Below are 24766 nucleotides of genomic sequence, written 5' to 3' on the forward strand. Positions count from 1 at the left end.
GAGGTCTGGGCGGTCGCCGGACTCGCTCGGCGTGGTCTCGGTCTAGGCGCGGGCGGGGGTCGAATCGGCGTGCAGCGCTGCCAGTTCGGCGAATCCCGCCGAACCCAGCACCGCCGGATCGGTGCCCAGTTCGGCGAGGGTCACCCGACGCAGCCGCGCCTGCGGCAGTGTCGCGGCCCACTGCTCGGCGACGGCGATCGGATGCACTGGGTCGTCGCTCGCGCCGACCACGGCCACCGGCACGGTGGTGCCCGCCAGCCGCTCGACTGTCGGCCAGGCGTAGGCCGCCGCCTCGTCGAGCGCCCGCGGCAGGTGCGGCCACTGACCGCGCCAGGATTGGGTGAGCGCGTCGGCCAGCCAGGCCGGACTGGAGGCGCGCATCCGCTCGATCACCGCGTCCAGGCCGTCGGCGCGGAGTTGCTCGGCGGTAACCGAAGCGCTCAGCGCGGCCGGGCAGGCAGCGGTTTCGGGACCCGTCCAGGCGGGTAATGCCGTAATGACACCGACCACCGCGGTCGAGTGCCCGGCTGCCCAGTCGAGCGCGATCGCGGCGCCGAGGGAGATCCCCGCGGCCAGGACGGGGCCGCGCGCTGCGGCGGCCGCCAAAGCCGCGGTACAGCTCGCGATCACGGCCTGGGGGTCCGGTTCGACGGCGAGGAATGGCAGTCCGTGCGCGGCTGCGGCCGGCCCGAACGCGCGGGCGGCGAAATCGGCGTCGGAACCGGTTCCGGGCAGGGCGACCACGGTGACCTGGGATGGGATGCGCAACACGGACCGAGCGTAGCGGCCGATCGTTTGCCCATCTACAGTGGCGGTGTACGGCCAACTAGCGGGAGAAGCGTGCCATGTCGTCATCCACGGGCGGACACAAGTCGGGATCGGGTCCGGACTCGGGATACTTTCGTCGACTCGGGCGCCGCTTGACCGCCGATATCGACCAGCTCGACGCCGAGGAACTGGCGGAGACGGCCGACGCCTCCGGTGCCCGGCGCGCGGTGGACTGTTGTCGCGGTGAGGAAGCCACCATCCTGGGCAGGCTCCGCAGCGTCGAGGCGTGTCCCAAAGCCGCGGGCGCGACCGTACAGGCCGAGTTCTTCGACGGCACCGACGCGATCACCCTGGTCTGGATCGGCCGCAGGCGCATTCCGGGCATCGAACCGGGCAGGCGGATCCTGGTCCGTGGCCGCGTGGGCGACCGCGACGGCCGCAAGGTGATCTTCAACCCCTACTACGAATTGCGCGGGAACAGCTGACGTATGCCCTCCAGCGACGAGTACCGCATCGAGGCGGACCCCGAGCCCACCGTGGCACTGCCCGTGGCGACCGATGAGCCGGTCGACCCCGCGGTGGACGCCGAGGTCGAGCAGGCCGAGCAGACGCTGCTCGAGCAGCTCGGTGGCATCAGCGGCCTGATCTACTCCACCCTGCCCGTGCTGGTGTTCGTCCCGGTGAACACCTTCGCCGGCCTCACCGCGGCCATCTGGGCCGCTCTCGGCGTCGCCGCGGGAGTCCTGGGGTGGCGGTTGTACAAGCGCAGCCCCGTGCAGCCCGCGATCTCCGGGTTCCTCGGTGTCGGGGTGTGCGCGTTCATCGCCTACCGGATGGGCGAGGCCAAGGGCTTCTTCCTGTTCGGCATCTACACCAGCCTGGTCTACGGCGGCGTGTTCGCACTGTCGATCCTGTTCCGCTGGCCGCTGGTCGGCGTGATCTGGGGCGCTCTGAACGGGCACGGCACCGGCTGGCGCGCGGACCGGCGCATCCGCAGGCTCTACGACCTGGCCACCGTCGTGTGGGTGGTCGTCTTCGGCGCCCGCTATCTGGTGCAGTCCCAGCTCTACGACACCGATCACACCACCTGGCTGGCCGTGGCCAGGATCGGCATGGGCTGGCCGCTGACGGCGGTGGCGCTGGTGGTCACCGTGTGGGCGGTGCGCCGGGCCGGCCACCTGCCGGTCGAGAAATCCGGCGCCGGAACGGATTCCACTCACGCCTGAGGGTGGCCGGACCGCCGCCGGAGGTGGGGAAGTACCCACCCTGGGGTGCCTGGTAGCACCGTCGAGTTCGTCGCACGATCAATGCGTACCGAAAAACGCAGTGATCGTGAAAGGACCGGCGACCATGATGGCTACCGAGCACCGCCCCGGCGCATCGAAGAAGTCGAACGCCTCCGTGCTGTCGGAGAGCAAGCGCATCGGAGCCGAGCTGGACGCGCTGATCGGGCCCGCCGCGGCCGGTGACCGCGACGCCGTCGCCGAGATCGTGCGCCTGGTGCACCCGCTGGTCCGCCGGTACTGCTCGGCCCGGATGGGTGCCACCGGGCATCTGACCGTCACCGCCGACGATGTCACCCAGGAAGTGCTGATGGCCACCGTCACCGCCATCCCGCGCTACCGCGACCAGGGCAAATCGTTCCTGGCCTTCGTCTACGGGATCGCCGCCAACAAGGTCTCCGACGCTTTCCGCCGGGCCAAGCACACCGCGTACCCGATGGCCGAGCTGCCCGACGCGGCGTGCGGCGCGGCGGGCCCGGAGGAGTGGGCGCTGGCGCTGGAGCGGCGCGCGGCCACCCGGGATCTCATGCAGGTGCTGGCGCCGAACCACCGCGAGGTGCTGGTGATGCGGATCGTGCTCGGCTGGAGCGCGGCCCAGACCGCCGAGGCCATCGGCACCAGCCCCGGCGTCGTGCGGGTGATGCAGCACCGCGCGCTCAACAAGCTGCGCGCGGAGCTGAAGGTCGCCTGATCCGGCGCCACCCGCGCGCCGAAAACCGTATCGGAGGGTTACGGTTTGATGCCGTGGGTGGCCAGGGTGAGACGCAGGTCCTCTTCGGCTTCCACCGAGGTGACGAACAGCAGTTCGTCCTCGCCTTCGAACGGGTCGTCGGGCTGGGGCACGATCACCCGGCCGCCGCGCAGGATGGTCACCAGCGCGGTGTCGCGCGGCATGACCAGGCTGCGGACCGGTTTGCCCGCGAGCTGGGTGTCGGCGGGCAGGGTGATCTCGACCAGATTGGCCTGACCCTGCCGCAGCGTCATCAGCCGCACCAGATCACCCACCGACACCGCTTCCTCGACGAGCGAGGCGAGCAGCCGCGGCGTCGAGACCGCCACGTCGACGCCCCACGACTCGTTGAACAGCCATTCGTTGCGCGGATCGTTGACCCGCGCCACCACCCGGCGCACGCCGAACTCGGTCTTGGCCAGCAGGCTGTGCACCAGATTCGCCTTGTCGTCGCCGGTGGCGGCGATGACGACCTCGTAGGTCTCGAGTCCCGCGTTCTCCAGCAGCGACAGCTCGCAGGCGTCGGCGTGCACCCAGACGGCATCCGGGATGGCGGGCGGATCGATGTGGTCGAGCTGACGTTCCAGCAGCATCACCCGATGCCCGCCGCGTAGCAGTTCCCTGGCGATCGAGCGCCCGACGGCGCCCGCTCCGGCGATGGCCACCTTCATGTTGTTCAGTCCTCGCTTGTGGGAGCCTTGGCGGCCAGGGCGACCGCCTCACCGACACTGCCGGAGGTCGCCGCGACGTAGACCACATCGTCGGCCTGGACGATGGTCTTGGACTCGGGCAGCAGGCCCTGGCCGAAACGCAGGATGAACGCCACGCGCACTCCGAGCTCGCGTTCCAGATCGCGCACCGTACGGCCGGACCAGTCCTCGTGCAGGGTGAGTTGCGTGACAGCCACCGCGCCCGTGGGGTCGCGCCAGGTGGTGGTCGAGTTGTCGCCGATGAGCGTGCGCAGGAAACGGTCGGTGGTCCACGGGACGGTCGCGATGGTCGGAATGCCGAGCCGCTCGTAGACCTCGGCGCGCTTGGCGTCGTAGATCCGGGCGACGACCCGCTCCACGCCGAACATCTCTCTGGCCACCCGGGCCGAGATGATGTTGGAATTGTCACCCGAGGACACGGCGGCGAAGGCGTCGGCGCGTTCGATTCCCGCGCGGGTCAGCACATCCCGGTCGAAGCCGACGCCGACTACTTCCTGCCCGGTGAACCCCTCACCCAGCCGGCGGAACGCGCTGGGATCGCGGTCGATCACCGTGACCTCGTGTCCCACCCGGACCAGAGCGCGCGCCAGCGACGAGCCGACCCGTCCGCACCCCATGATCACTACGTACACCGCGCACCCTCGTTCCTGGCCAACCCCGTGGCATTCGGCTTGGACCGTACCCGCCGAATGCTCCCATCGCCCATTTTCCCCCGGGCGACGCGGCACAAACAATCACGACACCGGGCCGGTGTGGCGCCGACGTGCGCGCGAAGCCGCGGGTGTTCTCCTCTATGCTCAGCCCGGTGTCCAAGTTGACGACGGCAGCCAAGCGATTGCTGCTCGGCAGGCCGTTCCGCAGCGATTCGCTCGGCCACACGCTGTTGCCCAAACGTATCGCGCTGCCGGTGTTCGCCTCCGACGCGATGTCGTCGGTGGCCTACGCGCCGGAGGAGATCTTCCTGGTGCTGTCGGCCGCGGGCATCTCGGCCTATCTGTACGCGCCTTGGGTCGGTCTGGCCGTCGCGTTCGTGATGGCCGTGGTGGTCGCCAGTTACCGGCAGAACGTGCACGCCTATCCCTCCGGCGGCGGTGACTACGAGGTCGCGACGAAGAACCTGGGCCCCAACGCCGGTTTGACCGTCGGCAGCGCGCTGCTGGTCGACTACGTGCTCACGGTGGCCGTGTCGATCTCCTCGGCGGCCTCCAACATCGGCTCGGCCATCCCGTTCGTCGCGACCCACAAGGTGCTGTTCGCCGTGGTGGCGATCGCGATCCTCACCGCGATCAACCTGCGCGGCATCCGCGAATCCGGTACGGCGTTCGCGATCCCGACCTATGCCTTCATCGTCGGCATGTTCGTCATGCTGGGCTGGGGGCTGTTCCAGATCTTCGTGCTCGGTGACGACCTCGAAGCCGAATCGGCCGGTTTCGGGCTCAATGCCGAGGACGAGCATCTCTACGGTCTGGCCTTCGCCTTCCTCATCGCCCGTGCCTTCTCCTCCGGCTGCGCGGCGCTGACCGGTGTCGAGGCGATCAGCAACGGCGTGCCCGCGTTCCGCAAGCCCAAGTCGCGCAATGCCGCGACCACGCTGCTCATGCTGGGCACCATCGCGATCGTGCTGCTGATGGGGATCATCATCCTGGCGCAGAAGATCGGCGTCGTCTACGCCCACGACACCACGAACCTGGTCGGCGCACCCGCCGACTACCAGCAGAAGACGCTGATCGCCCAGATCGCCGAGACCGTCTTCCACGGCTTCCCGATCGGCTTCTTCTTCATCACCATCGTCACCGCGCTGATCCTGGTGCTGGCCGCCAACACCGCGTTCAACGGTTTCCCGGTGCTGGGCTCGATTCTCGCCCAGGACCGCTACCTGCCGCGTCAGCTGCACACCCGTGGCGACCGGCTGGCCTTCTCCAACGGCATCCTGTTCCTGTCCGGCGCCGCGATCGCGTTCGTCGTGCTGTTCGGCGCCGAGGTGACCAAGCTCATCCAGCTCTACATCGTCGGGGTGTTCGTCTCGTTCGTGCTGAGCCAGACCGGCATGCTGCGGCACTGGACGCGCCTGCTGCGCACCGAGACCGATCCGGCGCAGCGGTCGAAGATGAAGCGGTCCAGGGTGATCAACGCCATCGGCCTCACCGCGACCGGCACCGTGCTGGTGATCGTGCTGATCACCAAGTTCTTCGCCGGCGCCTACATCGCGATCATCACGATGGTGGCGATCTTCGTCGTGATGAAGCTCATCCACCGCCACTACGACTCGGTCTCGCGCGAACTCGACGAATCCGATTGGGACGGGGTGCTGCCCAGCCGCACCCACTCCATCGTGCTGGTCTCCAAACTGCACCTGCCGACCCGGCGCGCGCTGGCCTACGCCCGCGCGACCCGCCCGGACACGCTCGAGGCGATCACCGTCAACGTCGACGACGCCGATACCCGCAGGCTCGTGCGCGAGTGGGAGAACAGCGAGATCAACGTGCCGCTGAAGGTGATCGAATCGCCTTATCGCGAGATCACCAAGCCGGTGCTGGACTACGTCAAGCGGGTCCGCAAGGACGCGCCGCGCGATGTCGTCACCGTGTTCATCCCCGAGTACGTCGTAGGTCACTGGTGGGAGCAGGTGCTGCACAACCAGTCCGCGTTGCGGCTCAAGGGCAGGCTGCTGTTCGAGCCGGGCGTGATGGTCACCAGCGTGCCGTGGCAGCTCAGTTCCTCCACGCGGGCCAAGCAGGCCGCCGAGGGGAACGCGCCGGGATCGGTGCGCCGTGGTTTCGAAGAGCCGGGCCGTCGTCGATGAGCGATTGGCGCGGACAGGAATTCCAGATCCGGCTCGGGCCGCCCGGGCACGGCGGATTCTGCGTCGGCAGGCACGAGGGGCGCGTGGTGTTCGTGCGCCACGGACTGCCGGGCGAACTGGTGCGGGCGCGGGTCACCGAGGACCGGGGCGGGTCGTTCTGCCGGGCCGATGCGGTCGAGATCGTCGAGGCGTCGCCCGATCGGGTGCCGGCCACCTGCCCGGTGTCCGGGCCGGGCGGCGCGGGTTGCTGTGATTTCTCCTTCGCCACTCCCGCCGCGCAGCGCGCGCTCAAGGCCACGGTGGTGGCCGAGCAGCTGCGCAGGCTGGCCGGGGTGGACCGGGAGGTGACCGTCGAGCCGATCGCCGGTGACTCCGGCGAGGCCACCGGCGGCTGGCGCACCCGCGTGCGGCTGGTCGTCGACGACGCGGGCCGGGCCGGGGTCCACCGTTTCCGCAGCACCGCGGTGATCCCGGATCTGCGCTGCCCGCAGCCGGTGGCCGGGGCGCTCGACGGTGTCGCCGACCGGCTCTGGACACCGGGCTCGGACCTGGTCGTCGCCGTCGACGGTGACGGTGTGCGCCACATCGTGGAACTGGCGGCGGTGCCCGACACCGTGCAGCCGGGCGGTCGTCCGTCGACCCCGCGCGGCGCGGGCCGTGGCCGTGGTCAGCGGCCCACCCGCCGCCGGGAGTCCGGCGGCCCCGGTGACGAGCGCGGCGCGATCCGCGACCGGGCCGCCGCGCGCAAGTCGGCCACCAACGCCCCCCGCGAGGAATGGGTGATGGCGGGCACCGGCCGAGCCGTGGAGTACGTGGCGGGCCGGCGCTGGGAATTGGCGGCCACCGGCTTCTGGCAGGCGCATCGCGGTGCCGCGCAATGCTATTCGGACCTCGTCGCGCAGTGGTCGGGGCTGGCTCCCGGCGGTTCGGGCTGGGATCTCTACGCCGGCGTCGGCGTGTTCGCGGCGCGGCTGGCCGAGCAGACCGGCCAGACCGGTGCGGTCGCCGCCGTCGAATCGGCGCGCTCGGCCGTCGCCGACGGCACCGCCGCGCTGCGTGATCTGCCCTGGCTGGACCTGCGCGCCGACCGTGTCGAACGCTGGGTGCGTGCCCACGCCGACGGCGACGGCCCCGATGTCGTGGTGCTCGATCCGCCGCGGGCCGGTGCGGGCAAGGAGGTCGTGGCCGCGGTCACCGACGCCGATCCGCGCCGGATCGTCCACATCGGGTGCGACCCGGCGTCTTTCGCGCGCGATCTCGGGTTGTATCTCGACGCGGGCTATCGCCTCGCCGACCTGCGCGCTTTCGACGCGTTCCCGGCGACCCACCACGTCGAATGCGTCGCCCTGCTCGACCGCTGAGCGAGGACGGTTCGGGCCGCCGGACCACCCGGCATCGACCGGTGCGGGACGTCGGCAGCGGCGCCTCCGCGCTCGGCGAGCACTCCGCCGAGGCGTGCCGGGGCTCCGCTGCCGGGCGACCCGGTTCGGATCAGTCCAGGGCCCAGGTGACCCGGACGGTGGCACCGACCTCGGTCTCCCCGGGAACCACCGGCACCGGCGAAGCGGCCCTGGCCATCAGCATCGGCGCACTGTCCATCTCGGCGCTGATGTCGTAGGCGCGGGGGAGCGGCACGGCGGTGTCCTCGGTGATCTGCACGACCGCGCCCAGCGTGACGCCCGCGCGCTCGGCGTACTGCGCGGCCTTGGTCTTCGCGTCGTCGAAGGCGGCGTCGCGGGCCTGGGCGAGCAGCGGCTCGGGGTCGGCGATCCCGCGGGTCAGCCCGCCGAGGCGGACGTCGTCGCCGCCCGCGGTCACCGCGGCCGCCACCGTGTCGGCCGGTTCGGTGCCGGTGCCGTCACGCAGGGCGATGCTGAGCCCGGTGGTGGCGAGGTAGCCGGAGATCTCGCTGCGTCCCTGATCGGTGTAGACCGTCTCGGTGCGCACGCTCAGCCCGCTGGTCGCCATGTCGGCGTCGCTGACCCCGGCCGCGCGCAGGGCGGCGACGACGGCGCTGACCCGGTCACCGGCGCGGCCGTAGGCGGCGGCGACGGTGTCGGCGCGCGATTCCACCGACAGGGTGACGCGGATCAGATCGGGAACCGCGCGCACCGTGCCGCGCCCGATCATCGTGGTGCTCGCCTGCCAGGACTTCTTGCCCACCGCGGTACTCCTGTCGGTCGAAGGATGCTGTGCTGCCCAACGTCTCGCGGCGGGTCCGAGTTCCCCGTCAGTAGTTGCCCGCGTTGCCCGACAGCGTCCGCACCGCGGCCTCCATCTGGGCGTAGGCGCCCGCGGCGAGGCGTTGCAGCAGGGCCAGTTTCAGTTGCGGGTGGCCCTGGGTGAGCTGGTCGAAGACCGCCGGCCGCATCACCGCCACCCGCACCGGCGTCTCGGCGATGATCTCGTTGACGAACGGTTGCCCGAGCAGCATCGGGATCTCGCCGAACGTCATCCCCGCCGACAGCGTCACCAGCCGGTGCACGCGCCCGTCGGTGCCGGGGAAGGTCATCCGCACGCGGCCCTCCAGGATCAGGAACAGCCCGCAGCGCGAATCGCCCCGCTCGGCGATCACCTCGCCGCGCGCGAAGGTCCGCGGTTCGAAGTCCTTGCCGAGCAGACCACGGTTCTCGGGGTCGAGACCGGCCAGCAGCGGGTGCTCGTCGAGGGGGATCGAGCGGCGGCTCTCGGCGCCGGTCGGCCGGTGCCGGGCCAGGATGATGTCCTCACACCACTCGGTGGCGGTGTCGCGGTCGACGAACACGCGCCCGCGCGGATCCTCGGGGTCCAGGCTGGAGGCCTCGTGCCCGAGCCGGGCCTCGGGATCGACCAGGGCGACCCGGCTGCCCCGCCGGACCAGTGCGTTCTGCAGCGCGTCGAGCATCTCGCGCGCCACCGCGCTCACCTCGCCGACCCGGCGCAGGTCGATGACCAGGGCGTCGAGTTCGCCGACCTTGCTCTCGATCGAGCGCACCGTGCGCTCGGCGCCGGCGAAGAGCAGGTCGCCGTGCAATTCGTAGACCCGGGCCCGGTCGCCGTGGTCGGCGAGCACCGCGGCGTCCTCGGGGGAGCGGCGCAGCCGCGAGGGCACCTGCGCCACCGAGTAGTCGGCCCGGATGGCGGTGCGCGCGGCGCGGGTCACGTGACAGAAGTGCAGTTCCAGGCGCCGCGACAGTTCCCGGCAGGCCGCGACGCCGCGCACGCTGTTGCCCTGGCCGTCCAGCCGCGGCGAGTACACCGAGATCCCGAGCTGGCCGGGCAGCACGGCGATGATCCCGCCGCCGACGCCGCTCTTGGCGGGCAGTCCGACCGTGGTCACCCAGTCACCGGCGGCGTTGTACATGCCGCAGGTCGTCATCACGCTGAGCACGCGCTCGGTCAGCGCGGTCGACAGTGCCCGCTCCCTGGTCTTCGGGTTGACCCCGTTGTCGGCCAGCGTCGCCGCCATCAGGGCCAGATCCGCGCAGGTGATCTCGATCGAGCACTGCCGGAAATAGCGGTCGACCGCGTCGTCGGGGTCGACATCGATGATGCCGACCGAGCGCAGCATGTAGCCGATCGCGCGGTTGCGGTAGCCGGTGCGCGCCTCGGACTCGTAGACCGCCTGGTCCATCGTCAGCTCGCGGCCGGCGAAGCGGGAGTAGCAGCGCCGGACCCGCTCGAACTTCTCGGCGGCGTCGCGGCCGTTGATCAGCGAGGCCGCGGTGATCGCGCCGGAGTTGATCATCGGATTGCTGGGGCGCTGGGTATCGGGCTCGAGGGCGATCTCGTTGAACGGCTCGCCCGAGGGTTCGACATCGATGTGCGCGGCCACCCCGTCCAGACCGCGGTCGGCCAGCGCGAGCGCGTAGGTGAACGGCTTGGAGATGGACTGGATGGTGAACCCGACATCGGTGTCGCCGACCTGGTAGATCAGCCCGTCGGCGGTGGCCAGGCACAACCCGAACGAGTCGGGCGCGACCGCGGCCAGCTCGGGGATGTAGTCGGCGGGCGCACCCGAGGTGTCGTCGCGGCAGATCGCGTACACCTCGTCGAGCATGCCCGCCACCACGCCGGGGTCGATCGTGCGCGCAACACCGTCCGGTTCGGCCACAGCGACACTCTAGGACGCGGCGTGGCCGGTCCCGCGGGGACGCGCGGGGGAGATAGTCCTCACAGGCGATCGCGGCCCGTGGTGACGGCGCCAGGCGGCGGCGCGCCCTGTTCAGCGGCGTGCCGCGGGGGACCGGCACGCCCGCTGTGATCGTCGGTGCGGGGCACCCGGAAGGGCCCGCGAGCCGGAGCCGCCCGCACGGCCAAATACACTGGGCGGATCACACAGTAGTCCGGAGGGAGCGAGTTCAGGTGGGAGTGCTGTCGCGGGTGGATTCACCCGAAGATCTGCGCCGGCTGAGCGTGCCGCAACTGCGGGACCTGGCGGACGAGATCCGCGAGTTCCTGGTGCAGAAGGTCGCCGCCACCGGAGGCCACCTCGGCCCCAACCTAGGCGTGGTCGAACTGACCATCGCGCTACACCGGATCTTCGACTCCCCGGCCGATCCGCTGATCTTCGACACCGGCCATCAGGCGTATGTGCACAAGATCCTCACCGGCCGCAAGGACCGATTCGACTCGCTGCGCATGCGCGACGGCCTGTCGGGCTACCCCAGCCGCGCCGAGAGCGAGCACGACTGGGTGGAGTCCTCGCACGCCTCGGCCGCGCTGTCCTATGCCGACGGCCTGGCCAAGGCCTTCGCGCTGAGCGAGCAGGACCGCACCGTCGTCGCCGTCGTCGGTGACGGCGCGCTCACCGGCGGGATGTGCTGGGAGGCGCTCAACAACATCGCGGGCGCGCCCGACCGTCCGGTGGTGGTCGTGGTCAACGACAACGGCCGCTCCTACGCGCCGACCATCGGCGGCCTGGCCGACCGGCTGACCGCGCTGCGCACCCAGCCCGCCTACGAGCACGCCCTCGACGCCGGGAAGCGCCTTCTCAAAAGCATTCCGGCCGTGGGGGATTCGGCGTATTCGATGGTTCACGCGCTCAAGGCGGGGATCAAGGACGCGGTCAGCCCGCAGGAACTGTTCGCCGATCTGGGCATGAAGTACGTCGGCCCGGTCGACGGCCACGATCTGGTGGCGCTCGAGGCGGCCATGCGCCGCGCCAAGGACTTCGGCGGACCGGTGGTCGTGCACGTGGTCACCCGCAAGGGCAACGGCTACGAGCACGCCGAGAACCACGTCGCCGACCAGATGCACGCCTGCGACCCGATCGACCCGCTCACCGGCCGCCCGCTCGCGGGCAAGAAGGCCAAGGGCTGGACGGCGGTGTTCTCCGAGGAACTCATCGAGCACGCCTCGCGGCGCGAGGACATCGTCGCCATCACCGCGGCCATGCCCGGCCCGACCGGCCTGGCGCCCTTCGGCGAGCGCTTCCCGGACCGCATGTTCGACGTGGGCATCGCCGAACAGCACGCGATGGCCTCGGCCGCCGGTCTGGCGCTGGGCGGCATGCACCCCGTCGTCGCGATCTACTCCACCTTCCTCAACCGCGCGTTCGACCAGCTGCTCATGGATGTCGCGCTGCTGAAGCAGCCGGTCACGGTGGTGCTGGACCGCGCGGGCATCACCGGCCCCGACGGCGCCAGCCACAACGGCATGTGGGACTTCTCGCTGCTCGGCATCATTCCCGGCATCCGGGTCGCCGCTCCGCGCGACGGCGCCACCCTGCGCGAGGAACTCGCCGAGGCGCTGGCGATCTCCGACGGTCCGACGGTGCTGCGGTTCCCGAAGGGCAGTGTCGCCGAGGACATCACGGCGGTGGAACGACTCGACGGTCTCGACGTGCTGCGCCTGGCGGTCCCCGGTGCCGGCTCGGCGCAGGCCCAGCACGGCGACGTCCTGATCGTCGCGGTCGGCCCGTTCGCCGAGACGGCCATGCGGGTCGCCGAACTCTTGGAGCCCCAGGGCATCTCGGTCACCGTGGTCGACCCGCGCTGGGTCATCCCGGTGTCGGACACGCTGGTCAAGCTGGCCGAGAACTACCGGCTCGTCGTCACCGTCGAGGACGGCGGCCTGCACGGCGGTATCGGTTCGACGGTCTCGGCCCGCCTGCGCGACGCCGGTCTGGATGTGCCGACCCGCGATCTCGGTGTGCCCCAGCAGTTCCTGGATCACGCCTCGCGCGCCGAGATCCTCGAGGAGCTGGGTCTGACCCCCGACGCGATCGCCCAGCGCATCGGCGGCTGGCTGCGGGCGCGCTGATCGGCGACCACGAGATCCTGCGCGCTCGGTGACGACACCGAGCGCGCAGTGCGTTCACCGCCCGGGACGCCGGGCGACGACGGCGAAGTTCAGCGGGATCCGTGGTGCCCCCGGCGGCAGCGCCCAGCCTTCCGGGCAGGCGACGAGGTCGCCGAACGGCCGCCAATCCAGGTAGGGCAGTTCGTGCAGCGCCTCGATCCGCAGGCCCGCCGCGAGCAGCGCGCCGACAACCTCGCCCAGGTCGTGGCGCCATTCGTGATTGGTCGTGTGCGCGATCGAGCCCGCCGAATCCTCGGTGTAGGTGCCCGCGTCCGAATAGGTGCGGGCGCCGCCCCCGGCGAGGTAGTCGTCGGTGATCCGCCAGGGCTCGAAGTCCATGGCGCCCAGGATCGGGTGGTCGTCGCGGAGCACGAACACTCCGCCGGGGGCGAGCAGATCGTGGATCGAGCGGGCCCACGCGGTCAGTTCGGGCAGCCAGACGATCGTGCCCGTGCTCGTCACGATGGTGTCGAACGACCGGTCGATCACCGACGAGGCGAACCGGGCATCGCCCTCGACCCAGGTGATGTCGCGTCCGTCGGCCGCGGCGATGCGCGCCGCGTGCCGCAGCGAGTTCGGGGACAGATCGAGCCCGTGCACCTCGACCGCGCCCAGCCGGGCCCATGACACGGTGTCGGTGCCGATATGGCACTGCAAGTGCAGCAGCGAGCGCCCGGCGATTCCGGTGTCGGGCAGGTGCGGCGCCAGCACCGCCAGATCGTTGCGCACCACCGAGGAAATCGCGGCCGGGTCGGCGAGAAAGGCGTCGACGTCGTACATCCGCGAGCGCGCGTGGACGTCTGCCCGGTCGTCCCAGTTGGCGCGGTTGGCGGCGATCGCCTCGGCTTCGGACACGGCGGTTCCTCTCGACGGGGACGGGCAGGAGGCCACGCTAGCGTCGAGAGGTCGCCGGGTCGAGGGAATTTCGGTCAGTATCCGGGTCGGCGGTGGGCCAGCCAGCGCCCCGTGCTCGGCAGGAAGGTCAGCACCAGCAGTGCGATGTTGAACAGGAACCCGATCGCGTTGAACACACTCAGATCGGAATCGAACGACACGGTGAGCGACGTGGAAGCATCGGTCTGCGCGTCCAGATGGTTGTACAGCGCGATCGTGGTGATGATCGACAGCGCCAGAGTGCCGGTCCCGCCGACCCCGATCAGCACCCGCGACACCTTCTTGCGCGCCAGCATCAGGATGCCGCCGATGAGCAGGATCAGCGAGCACAGCGCCGAAACACCCAGCAGCACTTGGATCTTGCTCCAGAACCCGGTCGGGTCGAAGTCGGGGTCGGTGGTCAGGAACGGGATGGCGACGGCGCCGAACACGCCACGCAGTCCGCCGAGAACGGCGAGAATGCCGGCGAAGATCGCGGTGACGGCATTCGGCTCGGGTGGACCCGGCGGAAAACGGGGCGGCTGGTAGGGCTGCGGAAAGCGGGGGTCGGTCAAGGCCGTACTCCAAACCGTCTGGGGCGTAACCCCGTTCAGTACCCCACCGTGGCCGTTCCTACACCTCGCGGTCAGTACGTCGGCGCGTCGTCGTCGCCGTGCCGAGGGCAGATAACGGTGCGGTGGCACCGCAGCGGCGAGCGGTCCGTGGTGCGGTAGCGCCGCGGTCGGACGTGGACCGTGGTGGCGCGGTGTGGCGGGTGCGGGCCATGGTGCGGTTGCTCGGTAGCGTGCCCCCGCGGCGATCAGGGGGTGCGGCGGGTGGGGGAGTACTCCTGTTCGGGGCGTCCGGTCGCGCCGTAGCGCAACTGCATGCGTAGGTCACCGGTGGTGACGAGGGCGGCGAGGTAGCGCTGGGCGGTGGCGCGTGAGATGCCGATGGCGGTCGCTATCTCGCCCGCCGACATCGGCGCGTCCGCGCTCTGCGCCGCCCGCAATACCAACTCCCGGGTGGGAGAGGTCGCGGCGGCGGCACGGTCGGGGGCGGGCGGGGCCGGGCGCAGGGCGTCCCAGGCCGCGTCGACGTCGCGGGCGGTGACATCCGGCGCCGCCAGGATCCGCCGGTAGCGCCCGTATCCGGCCAGTCGTGCGGCGAGCACGGTGTGATCGAACGGCTTCACCAGGTAGGCGAGGGCGCCCGCCGTCGCCGCCGCCCGCACCGTGGCGGATTCGGTGGCGGCGGTGAGCATCATGGCATCGCAGCGCAGCTCCCGGACCAGGTCGATCCCGGATCCGTCCGGCAGGTACACGTCCACCAGGGCCAGGTCGAAGCTGGCCTCGGCCAGCGCCTGCCGCGCCGCGGCCACCGTATTCACGACCGCGCCCACGGTGAATCCCGGGAGCGCCCCGACGATTCCGGCGTGCATGTTCGCCACCCGGAAGTCGTCGTCCACGACGAGCACGCTGAACTCGGTCCGGCTCACGGCGGGTCTCCTTCGGTCAGCACGCCCGGCAGACGCGCGATGAACTCCGCCCCGCTCAGTTCCTCCGCCGGTGTCCCCGCCGACGCCAGCCACACGTCCCCGCCGAGCGCCCTGGCCACCTGCCTGGACAACGCGAGCCCGACCCCGCGTCCGCCCGGCACCCCCGCCCCCTCTTTGGTCGAGACCCCGTCCGCGAACACCGCGTCCACCAGCTCCGGCGCCACCCCGCCGCCACTGTCGGCCACCGTGATGTGCAGGGTCGAACCCTCTTGCACCAGTTCGACTTCCACCACCGCCGAAACGGCGAAACGCGGACCGGACTCGGCGCGCCGACCGCCCGGTTCGGCCCCGGACCCGTCCGCGACCTCCCCGCCTCGATCACCGACGCCGCTCGGTTCCCCACCGGCTTGTGCTGCGGGTTGCGTGCCGGTGTCGACTGCGGCCGAGCCGGATTGCGCGGTGGATTCCGCGTCGGCGTGTATCGCTGCCGGATCGGTCGGTGCCGCGCAGGGCTGTGACGCGGATTCCGTGCCGGTTCGGGCGGCCTCCGGATCGGTGGATTCCCCGCCGAACGGTGCTGCCGAGCCCATTCCGCTCTCGGCCGATCGGCGGACCGGATGGATCGAGGGCCGCGGGGTCACCGTGCGGGTGGGTGCTGTCGATTCGGGATCGACACCGGCGCCACGCGGCGAGGTCCGGGCGTCGTCCTCGGCGGCCACCGGCGTGCCGCTCGGGCGGACCGCGTCGATCGCGTTGTCCAGCAGATTGCCCAGCACCGTCGTGACATCCACGGGCGCAGTCAGATTCGCGTCGACCCAGGTGCTCGGCCCCAACCGGAGCTCGACATTGTTCTCCCTGGCGTGCGCGGCCTTGGCGGCGAGGAACGCTTGCAGGTACGGGTCACGCACCGTGTCGATGCCCGGCATGGCGGCGCCGAGAGGACCGGCGCCGAGCAGCTCGTCGATGTAGCGTGCGGCCTCGCCGGGCCGGTCGCCGTGCAGCAGACCGCTGAGCAGGTGTAACCGGTTGGCGAATTCGTGCCGCTGGGCGCGCAGGACGGTGCTCATCGATCGCACCGCGTCCAGCTGCCGGGTCAGCGACTCGACGTCGGTGCGGTCGCGCACATCCAGCACCGCGCCCAGCGACCGCCCGTCGCGGGTGACCGTGCGCGCGGTGACCACCACGATCCGGTCGCCGACCGCCGCCTGGACCGGGCGCCCGTCGGCGGCCCGGAACGCCGCGAGTACGCGCGGGGTCAGCCCGATCGTCTCCACCGGACGACCACTGTCGCCCTCGATGCCGAGCAGGGCGCGCGCCTCGTCGTTGATCACCGTGGTGCGCCCCCGGTCGTCGACCGCGACCACACCCACCCCGATACCGTGCAGCACCACATCCTGTTCGCGCACCAGCTCGGCCAGTTCCGCGGGTTGCAGGCCCAGGGTCAGCCCGTGCCAGCGCCGGGCCAGCAGCACCGATCCGGCGATCCCGGCGAACAACGCGCCGAGCACCAGCAGACCGGCCTTGCTCAGGTCGCGCGTCAGCTGCTCGCCCACCGCCTCGGTGGAGATGCCGACGCTCACCTCACCCACCACCCGCTCCGAATCCGGCGCGCGCACCGGCACTTTCGCGCGCACCGAGTCGCCGAGTGTGCCGTGCTCGCTGATCACCACCTCGGCCCCGCCCAGCGCCTGCGACGGATCGGTGCTCACCTTCTCGCCGAGCCGGGCCGGATCGGGATGGGCCAGCCGCAGTCCGGCATCGTCGGTGATCACCACGAACAGCGCGTCGGTGCGCTGCCGGGCCGCCTCGGCGGTCCGCTCGAGCTGCCCGCCGGCGAGCTCGGTGCGCAGCGCGGGCCCCGGCGTGAGCGGCAGCGCCGCATAGCGGGCGACCTCCGCGCGCACCACCGGATCACTGGCAACGGTCCGCGCGATCGCCAGCGCCCGCTGCCCGTACTCGGCGGTGAGCCGCTGATCGCTGAGGTAGGCGAACACCCCGAACGCGAGCCCCAGGGTCAGCGCGACCAGCGCGACCTGCAGCAACACGATCTGCGTCCGCAGCCGGACGCCCCGGGGGAACAGCCTCACCGGCTCAGTGTAGGCACGCCCCGACCGCGTGAGCACAATGCGCACAACCTGTCGAATCGCTGGTTGCGCTGGTTGTGCGCACAAGCGCGCGCACTGTGACCCAGCCCACTTATCTTTCGATAGCGGCCGCACATCACACCCAGCGGCGCCGGACACAGGAGCAGCAATGAGCAATCCACTCATCGAACTCCGGGGCGCGACGAAGCGCTTCCCCGGAACCGGCGGTGGCATCCACACCGCGGTGCGCAACATCGACTTCACCGTCGCCGCAGGCGAATTCGTCGCCGTGGTCGGCCCGACCGGCTGCGGTAAGTCCACCACCCTCTCGCTGGTGTCCGGCCTCGAGCCGACCTCGGCGGGCCGGACGCTGGTGCGCGGCAAGGATGTCGACGGCATCCCCGACGGCATCGGCTACATGTTCCAGCAGGATGCCGTGCTGCCCTGGCGCAGCGTCCTCGACAACGTCGCGCTCGGCCCGCGGTTCCGGGGCGTGCCGAAGGCTCAGGCCAAGGCCGAGGCCGCCGAGTGGGTGCGCATCGTCGGTCTGGCCGGGTTCGAGGACTACTACCCGCATCAGCTCTCCGGCGGCATGCGCAAGCGCGTCGCGCTGGCGCAGACACTGGTCAACGAGCCCGAGATCATCCTCATGGACGAGCCGTTCAGCGCGCTCGACGTGCAGACCCGCCAGCTCATGCAGGACGAACTGCTGCGCGTGTGGGCGGGCACCGACGCCGCGGTGATCTTCGTGACCCACGACCTGGAGGAGGCCATCGCCCTGGCCGATCGCGTCGTGGTGATGACCGCGAGCCCGGCGACGGTGTGCGGTGACTTCCGCGTCACGCTCGAACGGCCGCGCAATGTCGAGGAGGTACGCCTGACCGAGGAGTTCCGCGACCTCTACAAGGAAATCTGGGAAACGCTGCGCGATCAGGTCGAGGCGGCTCGCACGAAGGGAGCGACCCGTGTCGCTTGAGACGATGGACAAGATCGCGGTCACCGTACCGGAGGTCGAGGCGGAGACCGAGGATCAGATCCTGGCTCGGGTCAAGGCCGAGCACCGCAAGTCCACGCTGCGGGTGTGGGGTCTGCGGGCCGCGCTCGTCGCGGTGTGGCTGGGCTCGTGGGAACTGGTCGCCAGCGTGTGGATCGACCCGTTCTTCTACTCCAAGCCCTCGCTCATCTGGGACCGGCTCGTCGAATGGTTCACCGAGGGAACGCAGTTCGGCTCGATCTGGTTGCAGATCTTCACCACGGTGCAGGAGGCCGTGCTCGGTTTCGTGATCGGCACCGTCGCCGGTGTCGTCCTGGGCACCCTGCTCGGCCGCAGTCGCTACTGGGCCGACGTGCTCGCCCCGTTCATCAAGGCGCTCAACGCTGTTCCGCGCATCGTGCTGGCCTCGCTGTTCATCATCTGGTTCGGTCTCGGCCTGGAGTCCAAAGTGGCGACCGTGGTCGTGCTGGTGTTCTTCGCGGTGTTCTTCAACGCGTTCACCGGTGCCAGGGAGGTCGACGGCAACGTCATCGACAACGCCCGCATCCTCGGCGCGAGCAAGCGGCAGATCCTCGGTTCGATCGTCTTGCCCAGCGCCACCACCTGGATCCTGTCCAGCCTGCACACCGCCTTCGGCTTCGCGCTGATCGGCGCGGTCGTCGGTGAATACGCCGGTGCCAGTAAGGGTTTGGGTCTGCTGATTTCCAACGCGCAGGGCACCTTCGACGCGGCGGGCATCTACGCGGGCATGATCATCATCACGGTGGTCGCGCTGATAGCCGAATGGCTGATCGGGGTCGCGGAGAACCGGTTGCTGAAATGGCGTCCCTCGCAGGCCCAGTCGGGACACGGGGTGTAGACGATGAGATACCGCAAGCCGCTCGCCGTCGCCCTGCTCGCGATCAGTTCGCTGCTGCTGGCCACCGGGTGCCGGGACTCGCGCACCATCCCGATGGCCGACGGCAGGCCCCAGATCACCATCATGGTCGGCGGTTTGGAGAAGGTGATCTACCTGCCCGCCATGCTGGCCCAGCAGCTCGGCGCCTTCGGCGCCAACGACCTCGACGTGAAGTTGCTCGGCGAACAGTCCGGCGCCAGTGCCGAGACCGCGCTGCTGACCGGTGACGTGCAGGCCGTGGTCGGCTTCTACGATCACACCATCGACTTGCAGGCCAAGGATCAGTGCCTGCAGACCGTGGTCCAGTTCGCCGACGTGCCGGGGGAGGTGGAGTTGGTCTCCACCGCCGACGCCGACGCCATCCGCAGTCCGGCCGACTTCCGCGGCCGCGCACTCGGCGTCACCTCGCTGGGCTCGTCGACCGACTTCCTCACCCAGGCGCTCGCGGGCCAGGCCGGCCTGAGCACCTCCGACTACACCCGGGTGAAAGTCGGTGCGGGCCAGACCTTCATCGCCGGCATGAACCACGACGGCATCGACGCGGGCATGACCACCGACCCGACCGTCGCCAAGATGGTGCAGTCCGGCGACGCGAAGATCCTGACCGACATGCGCAACGAGGAAGGCACCCGCGCGGCCCTCGGCGGTCTGTACCCGGCCTCCTCGCTGTACATGAAGTGCGACACCGTATCCGCGCACCCGGAGATCGTGCAGAAGCTGGCGAACGCGTTCGTCCAGACCCTGCGCTGGATCGACACCCACACGCCCGAGGAGATCGCCGCGACGATGCCCTCGCAGTACGCGGGCAGCGATCCGGCCCTCTACGTGCAGTCCCTGCGCGACTCGATCGGCATGTTCAACGGCGACGGACTCATGAAAACCGAAGGCGCTCAGAACGTGCTGCGCATTCTCGGCCAGTATTCGCGCAATGTGGCTCCGGTCCGTGACCGCATCGACCTCGCGGCCACCTACACCAACCGGTTCGTCGAACAGGCGCAACCCGCCCCCTGACCAGTTCTCGGCACCCCTCGGCCCCTGTCGCGTGACGCGGCGGGGGCCGGTGGTCTATTCGGCGGGGGTCAGCGCCTTGGCCAGCGCGGGCACGGCCAGCGCGCGCTGCCACGGCCGGGCGCCGCCCGCCCGGAGGAACTCCTCGATCGTGGCCGACAGCTCGTCGGGTTCGCCGACGTTCTTGTAGTCGGGCAGCCCGTCCCAGCACAGCCGGCGGACCAGGTCGGGGGAGAGCAGGTTCTCGACCGGGATGGCGTACTCGGTGGAGAGTTCGCCCATCGCGCTGCGCGCGGTGGCCAGGCGTGCCGCGGCGGCGGGGTCACGGCGTTCCCAGCGGTTGACCGGGGGCGGACCGTCGAAGGGCAGCGTCAGCGGCGGCAGTTCCTTGTCCGGCAGGGTGCGGCCGCGCTCGACGGCGGCCAGCCAGTCCCGGGAGTAGCGTCGCTGGCGCGGCCCGCCGAAGACCGGCAGCGTGCGCAGCTGGGCGATGCTGCGCGGCTCCCCGGTGGCCGCGGCCACGATGGCCGAATCGGGCAGAATGCGGGCGGGCGCGACATCACGGGCGCGGGCCAGCTCGTCGCGGGTGGTCCACAGTTCGCGCACGATCGCCAGCTGGCGGGCGCGGCGCAGCGTGTGGATGCCGGAGGTGCGCCGCCAGCGGTCGGCCTTCGGCGCGGGCGGGTCCATGGTGCGGACGTGCTCGAATTCCTCGGCGGCCCACTCGATCTTGCCCTGCTCGGTGAGATCGGCGGCGACGGTGTCGCGCAGCTCCAGCAGCAGTTCCACATCCAGGGCGGCGTAGTTGAGCCATTCGTCGGGCAGCGGCCGGGTCGACCAGTCGGCGGCGCCGTGACCCTTGCGCAGCGACCGGCCCAGCAGGTTCTCCACCATCGCGGCCAGGCCGACACGCTCGTAACCGGCGATCCGGCCGCCGAGCTCGGTGTCGAAGAGCCGGGCCGGCCGCAGCCCGAGTTCGGCCAGGCCGGGCAGATCCTGGTCGGCCGAGTGCAGCACCCATTCGAGGGGGTTGATCGCCGCGGCCAACGGGATCAGCGCGTCGGTCAGCGGGATCGGGTCGATCAGGAAGGAGCCGGCGCCCGCCCGGCGCAGCTGGATCAGATAGGCCCGCGCGGAGTAGCGGAACCCGGACGCGCGCTCGGCGTCGACCGCCAGCGGGCCGGTGCCCGCGGCGAGTTTCGCGGCGGCCGCGGCGACCTCGTCGGCGGTCGCCAGCACGGGTGGAACCCCCTCGGCGGGGGCGAGCAGGGGCTCTGCTGCGGTTGGTTCCTCGGCGACCGGCATAAACGTGAACTCTACGTGGCGTTCAAGGGCGATCGGTGCGGGTATACGACTCCGGTCGCAAATGGGTGATCCCGGCGGGTGGCAGCCCGGCGGCGAAGGCCAGTACCTCGCAGAATGCCTCCACGTGCCGGCGCATCTCGGTGTTCATCGCCGTCCAGGAGGCGCGCAGCTCCAGCTGGTGAGCCCGGGGCGGGCCCGCGATGTCGCCGTAGCGGACCGAACTGGTGGCCGTGACCGTGCCACCGAGGGCGGTGAACGGCTCGCCGCGCGACTCCAGGGAGTCGACCAGCCAGCTCCACGCCACCTCGGGCAGCAGCGGGTCGGCGGCGAGCGCGGCGTCGATGTCGGCCTGGATGTAGGCGACCAGCCGGAACACGCCGTGCCAGGCCTCGTCGCCCTCGGGGTCGTGCAGCAGGATCAGCCTGCCGAACGCGTCCCCCTCGGAATCGATCGGCACGATGGCGCTGTCGGGGTGGGTGACCTCCGCTCCGAGCGCATAGGAGAACGGCGCCAACCGTTGCGGGGGACGGATAGGCGCCAGCTCGATTCGGGGGTGCACGGTTGCGGTGCCCATCGCATCGACCGCCGCCCGGAAAGAAGCAGGCTCGCGGGGCGTTCCCCCGGTCGGTGCGGCGCCGTCGCGGATGTCGAGCGGTGTCACGAGGAGAAACGGTAGACCGTGCGTGCCCGGCGTCGTCGGAGGCGCGCCGCCACACGTCGCCGGGTCCGGGCTGCGTTGCGCAGCGCGCATTCTCGGGCTCGGTGTGATGCGCGATATGCGATGAGGCGGGCCGGGAGGTCGTTCGTCCGATGTCCGCGTGTGTACCCGTCGGGTGCGCCGCGGGGGCGACAGTTGACGGCACGCCGCGCCCCGCCGCTTAGGATGAACACCGATGAGCACTTACACCCGCCGCCGGTTGACCGATGCCCCCTTCCTGGCCGCCGCCACCGGCGCGACGCCCAGCAGGCGCCCCGTGTGGTTCATGCGCCAGGCGGGCCGCTCGCTGCCCGAGTACCGGGAACTGCGCAAGGGCATCGGCATGCTCGAGTCCTGCTTCGACCCGGAGCTGGTGTGCGAGATCACCATGCAACCGATCCGCCGCCACGGCGTCGACGCGGCAATCCTGTTCTCCGATATCGTCGTTCCGCTCAAGGCCGCGGGCATCGACCTCGACATCGTGCCGGGCGTCGGCCCCGTCGTCGCCGCGCCGGTGCGGACCGAGGCCGACGTGCGGGCTCTGCCGCGGCTGCGGCCCGAAGAGGTCGGCGCGGTGGCCGAGGGCGTGCGCCTGCTCACCGACGCGCTCGGCGACACCCCGCTCATCGGCTTCGCCGGCGCGCCCTTCACCCTGGCCTCCTACCTGGTCGAGGGCGGACCGAGCAAGCATCACGAGCGCACCAAGGCGATGATGCACGCCGATCCGCAGACCTGGCACGCCCTGCTCGGCGCGCTCACCGACATCACCATCGCGTTCCTGCAGGCCCAGCTGGCCGCCGGTGTCGACGCGGTGCAGCTGTTCGACTCCTGGGCGGGCGCGCTGTCGCTGGCCGACTACCGCGAGTACGTGCTGCCGCACTCGGAGCGGGTGTTCGCCGAGGTCGCCGCGGCGGGTGTGCCGCGCATCCATTTCGGTGTCGGGACCGGCGAGCTGCTCGGCGCGATGGGCGAGGCGGGCGCGGACGTGGTCGGCGTCGACTGGCGGGTGCCGCTCACCGAGGCCGTGCGCCGCGTCGGCGCCGGAAAAGGCCTGCAGGGCAACCTGGATCCGGCGATCCTGTTCGCCGGGTTCGACGCGGTCGAGGCCGAGACCCGCCGCATCCTGCGCGAGGCCGACGACGCCATCACCCTCGGCGCGACCGGGCACATCTTCAACCTGGGCCACGGTGTGCAGCCCGATACCGATCCGGGCGTGCTGACCGCACTGGTGGAGCTGGTGCACTCGCTGTAGATCCCCGTCGTGTCGGCACCTCGGCCCGGTGTTGCCGCGCAGGGTCGGGGTGGTGTGGGCGGTTCGTGATTCCGGTGACAGCGCCGAGGGTGTGGGTTCCGGCGCGCGTGCCCGCGCGACTACGGTCGAGGCATGCGGATCGCGATCATCGGTGGCGGCATCAGTGGGCTCGTCGCGGCGTATCGACTGCGGCAGCGGCTGGGCGCCGAGGCCGACCTCGTGGTGCTCGAGCAGAGCGCGCGTGTCGGCGGAGTGCTGCACACCGGTGAATTGGCCGGGGAGCCAGTGGATCTCGGCGCCGAGGCCTTCGTCGGGCGCAGGCCCGAGGTGCTCGAGCTGATGACCGAGCTCGGCATCGACGACCAGCTCGTCCGCCCGGCGGGCAAGCGGCCGCTGGTGTGGGCACAGGGGACGGCGCATCCGCTGCCCGGGCGCACCCTGATGGGTATCCCGTCCGATGCCGAATCCCTGCGCGGGCTCGTCGACGACGCCACGCTGGCACAGGTCGCGGCCGAGCCGCAGCGCGCGCTCGACTGGACGCCCGGCGCAGATATCGACGTGCACAGTCTCGTCGCCGATCGCTTCGGGCGGCAGGTGGTCGAGCGCAGTGTCGACCCGCTGCTGGGCGGCGTCTACGCGGGCACCAGCGCCTCGATCGGCCTCCGCGCCGCGCTGCCCACCCTCGCCGCCGCGCTGGACCGCGGCGCCCGCAGCCTCACCGAGGCCGTTCGCGAGGCCCTGCCGCCGCCGAGCACCGCGCCGGTCTTCGGCGGTCTGCGCGACGGTTACGGCGCCCTGCTCGCCGCCCTGACCGCCGCGTCGGACGCGCGGCTGGTCACCACCCTGGCGGCGACCCGGGTGGCCGCCGCGCCCCGGGGCTGGGTGGTCGATCCGATCGGCCTGGTCGACGCCGTCGTCCTGGCCACGCCGGCCCCCGTCACCGCCCGTCTGCTGCACTACGCGTCACCGGTCGCGGCCGCGGCCGCCGCGGGCATCGAACTGTCCTCCTCGGCGCTGGTCGCCATGGCGCTGCCCCTCACCACCGACCTGCCGGACAATTCGGGCATCCTGGTCGCCACCGGAGAACCCTTGCGCGCCAAGGCCTTCACCCTGTCCAGTCGCAAGTGGCCGCACCTGGGCGCCCGCGACGTCGCCCTGGTCCGTGCCTCCTTCGGCCGCTTCGGCGACGAAGCCCCGCTGTCCTGGTCCGACGAGGACCTCGTCACCGCCGCCGTCGCCGACCTGACCACGGTCACCGGCACCGAGATCGCCCCGATTCACGCCATCGTCCAACGCTGGCCCGGCGGCCTGCCTCAGTACGCCCCCGGCCACACCGAACGCATCGCCACCCTGGAATCCGCCGTCGCCGACCTCGACGGCCTGGCCGTAGCGGGCGCCTACCTCCACGGCGTCGGCGTCCCCGCCTGCGTCGCCGCCGGCACGGCCGCGGCCGAACGCATCGCCCGCGCCGTCACCTCCCGCGTCGAGTAGCGCCGGCGCCGACAGCGGGTCACCGTATCGGCGGCGGGAGATTCGGGCAGCCGACGGGTCGGCAGGGCGAATCCATGGGGCTGGACATGT

At 71.1% G+C, this 24766-nt stretch carries 22 protein-coding genes; 11 read left to right on the plus strand and 11 right to left on the minus strand.

Annotated elements, in window-relative coordinates; genetic code table 11:
* Positions 1–42: 42 nt before the first annotated feature.
* Positions 43–771, minus strand: coding sequence for an alpha/beta fold hydrolase (locus ACIO52_RS12860; protein ID WP_402643772.1), 729 nt, complete (start codon positions 769–771; stop codon positions 43–45).
* A 74-nt stretch (positions 772–845) separates the two neighbouring features.
* Between ACIO52_RS12860 and ACIO52_RS12865 the strand changes: the two genes are divergently transcribed.
* From ACIO52_RS12865 to ACIO52_RS12875, 3 genes are all read left to right on the plus strand, one after another.
* The gene (locus tag ACIO52_RS12865) at positions 846–1253 is read left to right on the plus strand and encodes an OB-fold nucleic acid binding domain-containing protein (protein WP_019047972.1); all 408 of its coding nucleotides are present in this window, start codon (positions 846–848) and stop codon (positions 1251–1253) included.
* A gap of 3 nt (positions 1254–1256) precedes the next feature.
* On the plus strand, positions 1257–1994 hold the full coding sequence (locus ACIO52_RS12870; protein ID WP_218716947.1) for a DUF3159 domain-containing protein: 738 nt from the start codon (positions 1257–1259) through the stop codon (positions 1992–1994).
* A 127-nt stretch (positions 1995–2121) separates the two neighbouring features.
* Positions 2122–2742: a sigma-70 family RNA polymerase sigma factor gene (locus tag ACIO52_RS12875; protein WP_218716948.1), complete on the plus strand. Its 621-nt coding sequence runs from the start codon at positions 2122–2124 to the stop codon at positions 2740–2742.
* 38 nt (positions 2743–2780) lie between these two features.
* On the opposite strand, the gene ACIO52_RS12880 is transcribed toward ACIO52_RS12875, so the two are convergent.
* Both ACIO52_RS12880 and ACIO52_RS12885 read right to left on the minus strand, forming a co-directional pair.
* Positions 2781–3452 carry a TrkA family potassium uptake protein gene (locus ACIO52_RS12880; protein ID WP_316575472.1) on the minus strand — a complete coding sequence of 224 codons (672 nt, stop codon included), beginning with the start codon at positions 3450–3452 and terminating at the stop codon, positions 2781–2783.
* 5 nt (positions 3453–3457) lie between these two features.
* A complete protein-coding gene (locus ACIO52_RS12885) occupies positions 3458–4123 on the minus strand; it encodes a TrkA family potassium uptake protein (protein ID WP_218716950.1) in 666 nt (221 codons plus the stop codon).
* A gap of 173 nt (positions 4124–4296) precedes the next feature.
* Here ACIO52_RS12885 and ACIO52_RS12890 point away from each other — a divergent pair, with 173 nt between their 5' ends.
* Both ACIO52_RS12890 and ACIO52_RS12895 read left to right on the plus strand, forming a co-directional pair.
* Positions 4297–6294, plus strand: coding sequence for an APC family permease (locus ACIO52_RS12890; RefSeq protein ID WP_218716951.1), 1998 nt, complete (start codon positions 4297–4299; stop codon positions 6292–6294).
* Positions 6291–7655 carry a class I SAM-dependent RNA methyltransferase gene (locus ACIO52_RS12895; protein ID WP_402643779.1) on the plus strand — a complete coding sequence of 455 codons (1365 nt, stop codon included), beginning with the start codon at positions 6291–6293 and terminating at the stop codon, positions 7653–7655. The genes ACIO52_RS12890 and ACIO52_RS12895 overlap by 4 nt, the downstream gene beginning before the upstream one ends.
* 130 nt (positions 7656–7785) lie before the next feature.
* Here the strand turns inward: ACIO52_RS12895 and ACIO52_RS12900 are convergent, their stop codons facing one another.
* Both ACIO52_RS12900 and glsA read right to left on the minus strand, forming a co-directional pair.
* Positions 7786–8457: an SIMPL domain-containing protein gene (locus ACIO52_RS12900; protein ID WP_218721169.1), complete on the minus strand. Its 672-nt coding sequence runs from the start codon at positions 8455–8457 to the stop codon at positions 7786–7788.
* Positions 8458–8524: 67 nt separating this feature from the next.
* Positions 8525–10333, minus strand: a complete 1809-nt coding sequence (glsA, locus tag ACIO52_RS12905) for a glutaminase A (RefSeq protein ID WP_218721178.1) — start codon at positions 10331–10333, stop codon at positions 8525–8527.
* Between the two features lie 305 nt (positions 10334–10638).
* On the opposite strand from glsA, the gene dxs reads away from it, so the two are divergent.
* Positions 10639–12537, plus strand: a complete 1899-nt coding sequence (gene dxs, locus ACIO52_RS12910; RefSeq protein ID WP_218721168.1) for a 1-deoxy-D-xylulose-5-phosphate synthase — start codon at positions 10639–10641, stop codon at positions 12535–12537.
* Positions 12538–12591: 54 nt separating this feature from the next.
* Here dxs and ACIO52_RS12915 read toward each other — a convergent pair whose 3' ends face one another.
* From ACIO52_RS12915 to ACIO52_RS12930, 4 genes are all read right to left on the minus strand, one after another.
* Positions 12592–13431, minus strand: a complete 840-nt coding sequence (locus tag ACIO52_RS12915) for a class I SAM-dependent methyltransferase (protein ID WP_342802183.1) — start codon at positions 13429–13431, stop codon at positions 12592–12594.
* Between the two features lie 74 nt (positions 13432–13505).
* Positions 13506–14024, minus strand: coding sequence for a hypothetical protein (locus tag ACIO52_RS12920; protein ID WP_342802182.1), 519 nt, complete (start codon positions 14022–14024; stop codon positions 13506–13508).
* A 245-nt stretch (positions 14025–14269) separates the two neighbouring features.
* Positions 14270–14947, minus strand: a complete 678-nt coding sequence (locus tag ACIO52_RS12925; protein ID WP_218721165.1) for a response regulator — start codon at positions 14945–14947, stop codon at positions 14270–14272.
* Positions 14944–17034: an ATP-binding protein gene (locus tag ACIO52_RS12930; RefSeq protein WP_402643785.1), complete on the minus strand. Its 2091-nt coding sequence runs from the start codon at positions 17032–17034 to the stop codon at positions 14944–14946. Before ACIO52_RS12930 ends, ACIO52_RS12925 begins: the two co-directional genes overlap by 4 nt.
* Positions 17035–17200: 166 nt before the next feature.
* Between ACIO52_RS12930 and ACIO52_RS12935 the strand changes: the two genes are divergently transcribed.
* Genes ACIO52_RS12935 through ACIO52_RS12945 form a run of 3 tightly spaced genes read left to right on the plus strand, consistent with a single transcriptional unit; the run spans position 17201 to position 19934 of the window.
* Positions 17201–18007, plus strand: a complete 807-nt coding sequence (locus ACIO52_RS12935; RefSeq protein ID WP_402643788.1) for an ABC transporter ATP-binding protein — start codon at positions 17201–17203, stop codon at positions 18005–18007.
* Complete coding sequence (locus ACIO52_RS12940; RefSeq protein ID WP_402643791.1) at positions 17997–18884, plus strand: ABC transporter permease; 888 nt, start codon at positions 17997–17999, stop codon at positions 18882–18884. Before ACIO52_RS12935 ends, ACIO52_RS12940 begins: the two co-directional genes overlap by 11 nt.
* Positions 18885–18887: 3 nt before the next feature.
* The gene (locus tag ACIO52_RS12945) at positions 18888–19934 is read left to right on the plus strand and encodes an ABC transporter substrate-binding protein (protein WP_402643794.1); all 1047 of its coding nucleotides are present in this window, start codon (positions 18888–18890) and stop codon (positions 19932–19934) included.
* Between the two features lie 54 nt (positions 19935–19988).
* Here the strand turns inward: ACIO52_RS12945 and ACIO52_RS12950 are convergent, their stop codons facing one another.
* Both ACIO52_RS12950 and ACIO52_RS12955 read right to left on the minus strand, forming a co-directional pair.
* A complete protein-coding gene (locus ACIO52_RS12950) occupies positions 19989–21236 on the minus strand; it encodes an HRDC domain-containing protein (protein WP_402643797.1) in 1248 nt (415 codons plus the stop codon).
* A 22-nt stretch (positions 21237–21258) separates the two neighbouring features.
* Entirely contained in the window at positions 21259–21810 is a 552-nt protein-coding gene (locus ACIO52_RS12955) for a DUF3000 domain-containing protein (protein WP_374104913.1), read from the minus strand.
* Between the two features lie 319 nt (positions 21811–22129).
* On the opposite strand from ACIO52_RS12955, the gene hemE reads away from it, so the two are divergent.
* Positions 22130–23185 (plus strand): uroporphyrinogen decarboxylase, encoded by a 1056-nt coding sequence (gene hemE / locus ACIO52_RS12960; RefSeq protein ID WP_218721159.1) that lies wholly within the window; start codon positions 22130–22132, stop codon positions 23183–23185.
* Positions 23186–23317: 132 nt separating this feature from the next.
* Complete coding sequence (locus tag ACIO52_RS12965) at positions 23318–24676, plus strand: protoporphyrinogen oxidase (RefSeq protein ID WP_402643800.1); 1359 nt, start codon at positions 23318–23320, stop codon at positions 24674–24676.
* Positions 24677–24766 lie beyond the last annotated feature (90 nt).

Source organism: Nocardia sp. NPDC087230 (genome assembly GCF_044744725.1).
In the GTDB taxonomy this organism is placed as follows: Bacteria; Actinomycetota; Actinomycetes; order Mycobacteriales; family Mycobacteriaceae; genus Nocardia; species Nocardia canadensis.